Source organism: Tabrizicola sp., assembly GCF_036781545.1.
Classification (GTDB): Bacteria; Pseudomonadota; Alphaproteobacteria; order Rhodobacterales; family Rhodobacteraceae; genus Tabrizicola.
Genome location: NZ_DAIQAT010000133.1, coordinates 1 through 9,512, shown reverse-complemented (window position 1 = coordinate 9,512; position 9,512 = coordinate 1). Strand labels below are relative to the sequence as shown.

At 65.8% G+C, this 9,512-nt stretch carries 10 protein-coding genes and 2 pseudogenes; 8 read left to right on the top strand and 4 right to left on the bottom strand.

Features of this window, described 5'->3' with window-relative positions; all coding sequences use genetic code 11:
• A partial coding sequence (locus tag V7Q39_RS16165; RefSeq protein WP_333817642.1) for a DUF6456 domain-containing protein occupies positions 1–763 on the bottom strand: 763 nt, incomplete at its 3' end.
• A gap of 272 nt (positions 764–1,035) precedes the next feature.
• Here V7Q39_RS16165 and V7Q39_RS16160 point away from each other — a divergent pair.
• Positions 1,036–1,320 carry a DUF6477 family protein gene (locus V7Q39_RS16160; protein WP_333817640.1) on the top strand — a complete coding sequence of 95 codons (285 nt, stop codon included), beginning with the start codon at positions 1,036–1,038 and terminating at the stop codon, positions 1,318–1,320.
• A gap of 67 nt (positions 1,321–1,387) precedes the next feature.
• On the opposite strand, the gene V7Q39_RS16155 is transcribed toward V7Q39_RS16160, so the two are convergent.
• Positions 1,388–2,929: a trimethylamine methyltransferase family protein gene (locus V7Q39_RS16155; RefSeq protein ID WP_333817639.1), complete on the bottom strand. Its 1,542-nt coding sequence runs from the start codon at positions 2,927–2,929 to the stop codon at positions 1,388–1,390.
• Between the two features lie 223 nt (positions 2,930–3,152).
• Between V7Q39_RS16155 and guaA the strand changes: the two genes are divergently transcribed.
• Both guaA and V7Q39_RS16145 read left to right on the top strand, forming a co-directional pair.
• Positions 3,153–4,727 (top strand): glutamine-hydrolyzing GMP synthase, encoded by a 1,575-nt coding sequence (gene guaA, locus V7Q39_RS16150; RefSeq protein WP_333817638.1) that lies wholly within the window; start codon positions 3,153–3,155, stop codon positions 4,725–4,727.
• A gap of 3 nt (positions 4,728–4,730) precedes the next feature.
• A complete protein-coding gene (locus tag V7Q39_RS16145; protein WP_333817637.1) occupies positions 4,731–5,147 on the top strand; it encodes a (R)-mandelonitrile lyase in 417 nt (138 codons plus the stop codon).
• On the opposite strand, the gene V7Q39_RS16140 is transcribed toward V7Q39_RS16145, so the two are convergent.
• On the bottom strand, positions 5,144–5,737 hold the full coding sequence (locus V7Q39_RS16140; protein WP_333817636.1) for a nitroreductase family protein: 594 nt from the start codon (positions 5,735–5,737) through the stop codon (positions 5,144–5,146). The genes V7Q39_RS16145 and V7Q39_RS16140 overlap by 4 nt on opposite strands.
• Before the next feature lie 161 nt (positions 5,738–5,898).
• Between V7Q39_RS16140 and V7Q39_RS16135 the strand changes: the two genes are divergently transcribed.
• Both V7Q39_RS16135 and V7Q39_RS16130 read left to right on the top strand, forming a co-directional pair.
• Positions 5,899–6,300 carry a hypothetical protein gene (locus V7Q39_RS16135; RefSeq protein ID WP_333817635.1) on the top strand — a complete coding sequence of 134 codons (402 nt, stop codon included), beginning with the start codon at positions 5,899–5,901 and terminating at the stop codon, positions 6,298–6,300.
• Between the two features lie 168 nt (positions 6,301–6,468).
• Positions 6,469–6,519: pseudogene (locus V7Q39_RS16130) on the top strand (hypothetical protein); the annotation flags it as partial.
• Between the two features lie 100 nt (positions 6,520–6,619).
• Here the strand turns inward: V7Q39_RS16130 and V7Q39_RS16125 are convergent.
• Positions 6,620–7,090 carry a hypothetical protein gene (locus V7Q39_RS16125; RefSeq protein WP_333817634.1) on the bottom strand — a complete coding sequence of 157 codons (471 nt, stop codon included), beginning with the start codon at positions 7,088–7,090 and terminating at the stop codon, positions 6,620–6,622.
• 101 nt (positions 7,091–7,191) lie between these two features.
• On the opposite strand from V7Q39_RS16125, the gene V7Q39_RS16120 reads away from it, so the two are divergent.
• The 3 genes and pseudogenes from V7Q39_RS16120 to V7Q39_RS16110 all read left to right on the top strand — a co-directional run.
• The gene (locus V7Q39_RS16120; RefSeq protein WP_333817633.1) at positions 7,192–8,079 is read left to right on the top strand and encodes a DMT family transporter; all 888 of its coding nucleotides are present in this window, start codon (positions 7,192–7,194) and stop codon (positions 8,077–8,079) included.
• Positions 8,080–8,159: 80 nt separating this feature from the next.
• Positions 8,160–9,227, top strand: a complete 1,068-nt coding sequence (locus tag V7Q39_RS16115; RefSeq protein WP_333817632.1) for a hypothetical protein — start codon at positions 8,160–8,162, stop codon at positions 9,225–9,227.
• Between the two features lie 101 nt (positions 9,228–9,328).
• Positions 9,329–9,512 (top strand): annotated as a pseudogene (locus tag V7Q39_RS16110) (ATPase); the annotation flags it as partial.

Here is a 9,512-nt window from a genome sequence, read left to right as displayed (position 1 = left end):
TCTGCGCCAGTTCGAAGTCCTCGCGCAGGCGTTCGGCGGCGGCGACCAGTTCCGGCTCCAGGAAGGGTTTTCCGTCGCGGTCCTTGCGCCGCCCCAGCAGCGCTACCGGGCTTTCCGCCAGGTTATAGCGAACCCGGCGGGAGCCTTCGTCATCCACCACCCCGCGCTCGCCCCAGACGCGGTGCTGCTCGCCGAAGGGTGTCGCGGCTTCGGCCATCCCGTGACGACTGCGGTCTTCCTCATCCACCATCCGCTTCAGCGCCGCGCGGCCCGCCGAAGTGATCTCGTAGGTCGAGACACGGCCCGGCTTGCGGCACGTCACCCAGTCCTTCAGCAGGAAGGCATGGGCAACCGCGCGTTCCAGCACCGCCGTGCGCAGGCTTTTCCCGTCGGGAAGCTCGCGGATCACCACCGCCTTTTCCAGGTCCGGCGCTATCGCCATCACGGCGCTGGGTTCGGCCAGACGGCGCAGGACGCGCATCCCCTCGCGCTGAAGCGCCTGTTCATCGCAGATCTCTGACTGGCCGGGGCTGGCGAGGCGCGGGTGGACAGACATGGGCTGGTCATCCTTTCGGGCTGGATCTGTGGAATGGCGCAGGACATGCCGGGAGATTGCCGAAAGGGCCTCGTCCATCAGCGGGTCTTCGCGCCGGTTCTCGAACCGACGTACCTGCCGCAGGATGGTCGAGGCATGGAGGCCCTCGCGCCGCGCCAGTTCCCGCAGCGATGTGCCGTCTTCGGTATGGTCGAGATAGTGGCGCACGGCTTGGGGAAGCCAGTCTGGCAGGCTGGCAACAGTCAATTCAGGCAATTCGATCCCGTCCCGTCCTTGTCCACCCGGGGCTGCAACAGGTCCAGCCTTGGACCGATTCAACCTTGGGTAGAATTGGTTACGTAGTCGTTAAGCTTTCGTTCAATCCCGACAATTCGACGAAAAGCTTAAACTCTTTGGTAACCAGCGCGCGCTCGAACCGCCGATTGCGCAACGTCAGGTTGTGTTGGCTATGGTCACGTCATCCACGAATGGAGGATCCGATGACCGACTGCCGCACCCTGCTCGCCACCCTGCGCCGTCCGCGCCTTCTGATGCGGGCCGCGCGCTTTGGCCTGGCAGAGTATCGCCGCGAACGCGACCTGCGCCGCTATGTGGGAGCCGCCGCCTCGCCCGAAGAGACGGTGACGTCGCTGATGTCGGTGGAGGCGCGGCTGGAAGCGACGCGGATCGCGGGCGATGCCGCCTATTCGGTGGCACGGCACATCGAGGTGCTGATCGCCCTTCTGGCCGAGGCACAGGTCCTGCGGCGGGGCACCATGGCCTGATGCCGGTTCATGGCATTGAAAAAGGGGCGGTCGCTACCGCCCCTTTGTGTTTCCCGTGGCGAAGGCCTCAGATGAAGGCGTCCGGCATCCCGGCCTTGCGGGTGGCGACGAAAGTTTCCAGCGCTTCGCGCGTGCCGGGGTCGATGTCCGGCGCCTGATAGTCGGCGAGCTGCTTCCTCACCCGCTCGTTCGCCAGCGTCTGGGTGTCGCGGCTGCCTTCCTCGGCCCAGGTCTCGAAGGGCTTGTAGTCCAGAAGGTCCGAACGCCAGAAGGCCGACTTGAAGTTGGCTTGCGTATGGGCGCAGCCCAGGTAGTGACCGCCGGGGCCGACTTCGCGGATCGCATCCATCGCCTGGCCATTCACGTCCATCGCCACGCCCTGCGCCAGATGGTGCAGCGTGCCCAGCTGGTCGGCATCCATCACGAATTTCTCGTAGGACGAGACCAGCCCGCCCTCAAGCCAGCCGCAAGCGTGGAGCATGAAGTTGACGCCCGCCAGAAGCGCCATGTTCAGGCTGTTCGAGGTTTCATAGGCCGCCTGCGCATCGGGCAGCTTGGACCCGCAGAACGACCCGCCCGAGCGGTAGGGCAGCCCCAGCCGCCGCACCAGCTGGCCCGCGCCATAGGTGATGTGCGCCGCTTCCGGCGTGCCGAAGGTCGGCGCGCCCGAGTTCATGTCGATCGAGGTCACGAAGGCCCCGGCGATGACAGGCGAGCCCGGACGGACCAGCTGCGAATAGCTGACCCCCGCCAGGATTTCCGCCAGCACCTGTGTCAGCGTGCCGGCCACCGTCACCGGCGCCATGGCCCCGCCGACGATGAAGGGCGAGACGATGGAGGCCTGGTTGTTCGACGCATAGACCTCCAACGCGCCCATCATGATCCCGTCGAAGGTCATCGGCGAGTTGATGTTGATCAGCGAGGTCATCACCGTGTTCTGGTCGACGAAATCCGACCCGAACAGGATCTTCGCCATGTCGACCGAATCCTGCGCGCGGCTGGGCTCGGTGACCGAGCCCATGAACGGCTTGTCCGACAGCGTCATATGCGCCATCAGCATGTCGAGGTGGCGCTTGTTCACCGGGATATCCGTCGGCTCGCAAACCGTGCCGCCGGAATGATGCAACCAGCGCGACATGTAGCCGAGCTTCACGAAGTTCTGGAAATCCTCCAGCGTGGCATAGCGGCGGCCGCCCTCCATGTCGCGCACGAAGGGCGGGCCGTAAACCGGGGCCAGCACCAGGTTCCGCCCGCCGATCTCGACGTTGCGCTCGGGGTTGCGGGCATGCTGGGTGAAGGTCTTCGGCGCGGTCGACACCAGTTTCCGCGCAAGGCCCCGGGGGATATGCACCCGCTCGCCCTTCACATCGGCGCCCGCCTCGCGCCAGCGCTCCAGCGCGGCGGGATTTTCCACGAAGTTGACGCCGATCTCTTCCAGAACCGTCTCGGCATTGGCCTCGATGATCTGCAGCGCTTCCTCGTTCAGGATCTCGAAGTTCGGGATGTTGCGCTGGATGTAGCGCGCGGTCTCGAAGCTGATCGCGGTGCGTTCCGCCCGGCGGCTCGCGCCCCCACCACTGCGCGACCTGCGTCCTGCAACTTCGTTCATGTCTGCCTCCGGGGATTGTCTGCCGTCCTTATGCAGCCAAACAGCCCCGGGCCGCTCCTCGAAACCGTCCAATCCTTTCCAAAACCGACATCCACTCCGGTCGCAAACGACATCTGCCTCCTCCTCGCGGCAATGCTCCACAGGGGTCTTTTGGCGTATGAAAACCCCCTGCCCCTCCGCAGCCACCCCTTGCACCGCCTCAAACCTCGGCTTAATCGGGCACATGAGCCAGATACACGACCGCCTCCTCATCATCGACTTCGGGTCCCAGGTGACGCAGCTGATCGCGCGACGCCTGCGCGAGCTGAACGTCTATTGCGAAATCCACCCCTACAACCGGGTTGACGCGGCCTTCCTCAAGGCCTTTGCGCCCAAGGCGGTGATCCTGTCGGGCGGACCTGCCAGCGTCTACTGGGAGAACGCCCCGATGCCGCCGGCGGGGGTCTTCGACCTGGGCGTGCCGATCCTCGGCATCTGCTACGGCCAGCAGGTGATGATGCATTGCCTGGGCGGCCATGTCGAAGGCGGCCAGGGTACGGCAGAATTCGGCAAGGCCTTCGTGACGCCCACCGACCTGACGCATCCCTTCCTTGCAGGCTGGTTCCCGCCCGAAGCCGGGCCACAGGCGCAGGAACAGGTCTGGATGTCGCACGGCGACCATGTGTCCCGGATCGCGCCGGGCTTCCAGGTCTACGGCACCTCGCCCAACGCGCCCTTCGCCATCACCGCCGACCCCGAACGCCATTTCTACGCCGTCCAGTTCCACCCCGAGGTCCACCACACCCCGAAAGGCGCCCAGCTTTACGAGAATTTCGTCAAGCTCGCGGGCTTCAAGGGCGACTGGACCATGGGCGCCTACCGCGAGGAGGCGATCCGGAAAATCCGCGAGCAGGTGGGCGACGCCAAGGTGATCTGCGGCCTGTCCGGCGGGGTTGATTCCTCGGTCGCCGCCGTCCTGATCCATGAAGCCATCGGCGACCAACTGACCTGCGTCTTCGTCGACCACGGCCTTCTGCGGCTGGGCGAGGCGGAACAGGTCGTTACGATGTTCCGCGACCACTACAACATGCCGCTGATCCATGCCGACGAAAGCGCCCTTTTCCTCGGCGCGCTGGAAGGCGTCTCCGACCCCGAGGTCAAGCGCAAGACCATCGGCAAGCTTTTCATCGACGTTTTCCAGAAGCATGCGGCCGAAGTCGGTGGCGCGACCTTCCTTGCACAGGGCACGCTCTACCCCGACGTCATCGAAAGCGTCAGCTTCTCCGGCGGCCCCTCCGTCACCATCAAGTCGCACCACAACGTCGGCGGGTTGCCGGAGAAGATGGGCCTGAAACTCGTCGAACCCCTGCGCGAGCTTTTCAAGGACGAGGTCCGCGCCCTGGGCCGCGAGCTTGGCCTGCCGCAAAGCTTCATCGGCCGCCACCCCTTCCCCGGCCCCGGCCTGGCGATCCGCTGCCCCGGCGAGATCACCCGCGAAAAGCTCGACATCCTGCGCCAGGCCGATGCGGTCTACATCGACCAGATCAGGAAGCACGGCCTCTACGACGAGATCTGGCAAGCCTTCGCCGCGATCCTGCCAATGCGCACCGTGGGCGTGATGGGCGACGGGCGGACCTATGACTACGCCTTGGCCCTGCGGGCCGTCACTTCGGTCGACGGCATGACCGCGGACTACTACCCTTTCACCCATGATTTCCTGGGCGAGACCGCGACCCGGATCATCAACGAGGTCAAGGGCGTGAACCGCGTCTTCTACGACTGCACCTCGAAGCCACCGGGGACCATCGAACTGGAGTAAGGCATGGACGTTCACCGCAAGGGCAGCCACTCCGCCGTCCAGGGGCAGGAGCAATGGTTCACCGGCAGTGTCCGCATGGACCCCGTGATCGGGGCCGAGCCGCCGGGACGTCCGGGATCAGCCATCGTGACCTTCCAGCCCGGCGCCCGGACCAACTGGCACACCCATCCGCTGGGCCAGCTTCTCATCATCACCGAGGGCCGCGGCCGGGCGCAGTCCGAGGGCGGCCCGGTGGTCGAACTTCTGCCTGGCGACGTGGTCTGGTTCGCCGCGGGAGAGCGGCACTGGCATGGGGCCGCGCCGGATGCCGCCATGACCCATATCGCGGTGCATGCGGCGCTGGACGGCCGGACGGTCGACTGGGAAGGCCCCGTCGCCGACCATGACTATCTTGCAGAACCGGAGCGTTCTGGCGGCTAGAACCGCCCGCGGACCGAGATTTCGCCGACCGGCTTCCGCCCGCTCGGCTTCTCCCGCTCGCGCAGATGATCGGGCAGCGCCTCGGCTGGCCCCTGCTCGCCCGCTGCCACCACGCACTGCAGCGTATGGCCTTCCGGCAGGTCGACCGCCGCCGCCAGCCGGTCCTTGTCGAACCCCGCCATGGCATGGGCGAAAAGCCCCATCTCCTGCGCCTGCAGCGCAAGGCTCATCCAGGCCGCGCCCGTGTCGAACCCAGCCGTGCGGTTCGGAACCTCTGCGCCTTCACGATTGGTCACGGTATCTTTCGAGGCCACCGCGAAAAGAACGGCCGCCTTCCCGGCCCAGAGCGGGTTGTTTCCGGTCAGCGTGTCGGCAATCGCCGCGAACCCCGCCTCGCCCCGCCGCGCCCAGACCAGCCGCCAGGGCTGGTGGTTCGACGCCGAAGGCGCCCAGCGGGCGGCCTCCAGCAGAGACATCACCTCGGCCACGGACATCTCCCGGTCGGTGAAGGACCGGGGCGACCAGCGGGAGGGAAACATGGGTGTGACCGGGTGGTCCGGCTTGCGTCCATTCGACATATCAAGGCTCATGACCCGGGGCTTTCTGTTGCGATCTGTGCTGAACATAGGCTGCGCAGCCGCCAGAGACAATCAACTGCGCCCATCCCCGGCAGGGATGCGGAATAGCTGACTAGGCGGGGGCATGGCGCTGACTTAGGCGTAATGCATCGCCAAGCAAAGGACCCAAGCTCATGCGCTCTGCCCTAATCACCGTCTTTCTGGCCCTTGCGGCCAGCTCCGCCTCTGCCGCCTGCAAGCAGAACTTCACCGTCCTCGGTCTGCCGCTCCTCAGCCAGATCGAGTACCGCACCCAGGAAACCTACAAGGGCCTGAGCCAGAGCACGGCCGCCAAGCGCATCGCCGCGCGGCTGGAAGCCGAAGGCTATGCCCGGGTCAAGCGCAAGGGCGGCGTGGTGACGGCTTTGCAGGAGACCTCCGGCTCGGGCCGCCCCCAGGAGCTGCGCTTCATCATCAGCGAAAAGTCCGGCAAGACGACGATCGAGGCGATTTTCACCGTCCAGCAGGGCCAGATTGCAGGCGAGCGTGTCGTGCGCAACGAATTGTGCCGCCTGATCGCCATCGGCGCAGGCTGAACCGGGCCGCCACGCCGTTCGGCAGCCGCTTTCCGGGCGACAGACGATCCCAGCTCGCGCCGTGATCGGCCCGCAACGGTGGAGTGGCAGATGCGCGCAGTTCGGTTGCCTACGGTCGGCAGGATCTCAGTTGTGGATATGCCGTAGAGGGAACCCGGCCCGGGCGAGGTGCTGGTCCGTGTGCAGGCCGTCGGCATCTGCGGCACCGACCGGCATCTCTTCAAGCGCGAGTTTCCCTGCGTGCCGCCAGTCACGCTCGGCCATGAATTCGCGGGCGATCGCCAACCCGGCCTCGCCGGTCGAGTTGGTCTTGCCCGGTCTAGATCAGCCCGCCATGCGCGCCCTGCACCGCGCCCGCGACGGCCAGCGCCGACAGCGCTAGCAGCACCCGGTGCAGCCGCAGGACCAGCGCGAAGGTGCCCTCCGGGTCGCGCGTGGCGCGGGCGTGGAACCAGCGGTGCAGGACCAAGGGCTCCAGCACGAAGAGGACCAGCGTGAAGATCGCCCAGACCGCGACCATCAGGTGCAGCCACCAGTAGCCCGGGTCCAGGAACAGCCCCCAGCCATCGGTCAGCCACAGCATCCACAGGCCCGACAGGCCCGCGACCAGCGTCGACAGCTTTGCCTGCCCGCCGAAGCGGCCCTCCAGCCGCTCGAAGGTGGCAATCCGGTCGGCTGCGGGCAATCCTCGCATCTGCGGCAGGATCACCAGCGTCACCATCGCCACCCCGCCGATCCAGTGCACCACCGCCAACACATGCAGGACCCGCGCCAGAACGTAAGTCTCCATGTCCGACCCTCCTGCCCCGTCGCTACCAGACGCCCGAACCGCCCGCCTTGCCCGAAGTCAAGCTCTGGACATTCCGCGCCCGCCCGGCAAGGGTTCGGCACATGACGCACCGTCCGCTCGCCGCCGCGCTCTGGATGACCGGAGCCATCGCCGCCTTCACCGCCATGGCCATCGCCACGCGGCAGATCAAGGGTGTACACGACACGTTCGAGATCCTCGCCTACCGCTCGATGATCGGCTGGGTCATCGTCGTCGCCGTGGCGCTGGCCCTCGGCAAACGGTCCGACATCCGCACCGACCGGCTGCCGAGCCATGTCGTCCGCAACCTCTTCCATTTCACCGGCCAGTCGCTCTGGTTCTGGGCGATCACCATGATCCCCCTCGCCCAGGTCTTCGCGCTGGAGTTCACCTCGCCGATCTGGGTGATCCTGCTCTCGCCCCTCGTCCTTGGCGAGCCCCTGACCCGCCGCAAGCTTGTCGCCGCCGCACTCGGCTTTGCCGGCGTGCTGATCGTCGCCCGTCCCGACTTCGGCCATATCGAGCCCGGAGTCCTCGCCGCCGCAGCCGCCGCCTTTTTCTTCGCCTCGACCAACCTGATGACCAAGCTTCTGACCAAGGGCGAGCCGATCCTCTCGATCCTGTTCTGGCTTACCCTGATGCAGTCGGTCCTGGGCACAGTGGCGATGTCGCTCGACGGTCAGGTCACGCTGCCGACGCTCGCCACCCTGCCCTGGCTGATGCTGATCGGCATCTCCGGCATCACCGCGCATCTGTCGCTGACGACCGCGCTCTCGCTTGCCCCCGCCAGCACCGTCGTCCCGGTCGACTTCGCCCGCCTGCCGATCATCGCGGTCGTGGGCGCGCTCTTCTATGCCGAGCCGATCCAGCCCTCGCTCTTCGCCGGGGCCGCGCTGATCTTCCTTGGCATCTGGATCACGCTGCGGGGTGGCACATCTGCGCCACAGACCTCCCGGCTCACAAACCCGTGACGCGGCGTCATTGATTGACCGGTTGGCACACTGCGCCTAGCCTCTTTCTCAGGGGAAATCCTTGATCGGGGATGAGGAACATGAAGCGAATTCTTTTGGCCAGCACGGCCTTGGCAGCCGCCGCAACCGGCGCATATGCGGGGGGCGTGGAACGGTCGACCCAGTCGGTGGCCATTCTCTTCGAGCAGGGCCGCTATGTCGAACTGAGCTACGGCCATTTCGACCCGACAGTCGAAGGCGCGGTCGGCGCCGGAACCGTGAGCTCTGGCGACATGGCCGGCAGCTACAATTCCTGGAGCCTCGGCTACAAGATGGACATCGGCGATCGCATGGCGCTCGCCCTGATCCTCGATCAGCCGATCGGCGCGAACGTTGACTACCCGGCCAGCGCCTTCCCTTACCCGCTTGCCGGGTCCACGGCCGAACTGACCTCCAGCGCGATCACCGCGCTCCTGCGCTACAAGTTCGAGAACAACGTCTCGGTCTACGGCGGCCTGCGCTACGAGACGGTGCATGGCGAAGTGTCGCTGCCCTTCCTGGGCTATACGCTGAACACCAACCACGATTCCGAACTCGGCTATGTCGTCGGTGTCTCTTGGGAAAAGCCCGAGATCGCCGCTCGTGTCGCGCTGACCTACAACTCGGCGATCACGCATGATCTGGAATCCGTCGAAGGCGGGATCGCGACCTCTGGCTTCGAAACCGAAGTGCCGCAGTCGGTAAACCTGGAGTTCCAGACCGGCATCGCCAAGGACACCCTCCTCTTCGGCTCGATCCGCTGGGTGGACTGGACCGCCTTCATCATCGACCCGCCGGGCTATCCGGCGCCGCTTGGCAATCTGGTCGACTATGCCAGCGACCGCGTGACCTACAATCTCGGCATTGGTCGGCGCTTCAACGACAACTGGTCGGGTGCCGTGACCATCGGTTATGAGAAGTCGGACGGCTCGACCACCGGGAACCTCGGTCCCACCGACGGGATGAAGAGCATAGGCCTGGCCGCGATCTATACCGTGGACAACATGAAGATCACCGGCGGCATCCGCTATGTCGATCTTGGCGATGCCACGACCAACCCCCCGGTCAGCGGCGTCTTCACCGGCAACAGCGGCATCGGCGTCGGCCTCAAGATCGGTTACAGCTTCTGATCCCAAGCTTCGTGCATCGAAAGCCCCGCCCATCCCGGGCGGGGTTTTCCGTTGTGAAGCCTTTGGCCTGACGCTAACAGTTGCGCCGGTGAGGTGACGCGATGATCTATGCTTCCGGCGACGACTACCTGAAAGCCCCGCGCAAGCGGGTGATGCTCTTCGGCATGTCCGGCCTTGGGAAGACCTATCTCTCCAACCTCCTGCGCGACCACGGCGACTGGTTTCACTACTCGGTCGATTACCGGATCGGCACCCGCTACATGGGCGAATTCATCGCCGACAACT

Bases quoted from the DNA above. Each gene is read 5' to 3' on its own strand.
- V7Q39_RS16125 (WP_333817634.1), bottom strand. From the start codon at position 7,090: ATGGAGACTTACGTTCTGGCGCGGGTCCTGCATGTGTTGGCGGTGGTG.
- V7Q39_RS16145 (WP_333817637.1), top strand. From the start codon at position 4,731: ATGGACGTTCACCGCAAGGGCAGCCACTCCGCCGTCCAGGGGCAGGAG.
- guaA (WP_333817638.1), top strand. From the start codon at position 3,153: ATGAGCCAGATACACGACCGCCTCCTCATCATCGACTTCGGGTCCCAG.
- V7Q39_RS16120 (WP_333817633.1), top strand. From the start codon at position 7,192: ATGACGCACCGTCCGCTCGCCGCCGCGCTCTGGATGACCGGAGCCATC.
- V7Q39_RS16115 (WP_333817632.1), top strand. From the start codon at position 8,160: ATGAAGCGAATTCTTTTGGCCAGCACGGCCTTGGCAGCCGCCGCAACC.
- V7Q39_RS16135 (WP_333817635.1), top strand. From the start codon at position 5,899: ATGCGCTCTGCCCTAATCACCGTCTTTCTGGCCCTTGCGGCCAGCTCC.
- V7Q39_RS16155 (WP_333817639.1), bottom strand. From the start codon at position 2,929: ATGAACGAAGTTGCAGGACGCAGGTCGCGCAGTGGTGGGGGCGCGAGC.
- V7Q39_RS16160 (WP_333817640.1), top strand. From the start codon at position 1,036: ATGACCGACTGCCGCACCCTGCTCGCCACCCTGCGCCGTCCGCGCCTT.
- V7Q39_RS16140 (WP_333817636.1), bottom strand. From the start codon at position 5,737: ATGAGCCTTGATATGTCGAATGGACGCAAGCCGGACCACCCGGTCACA.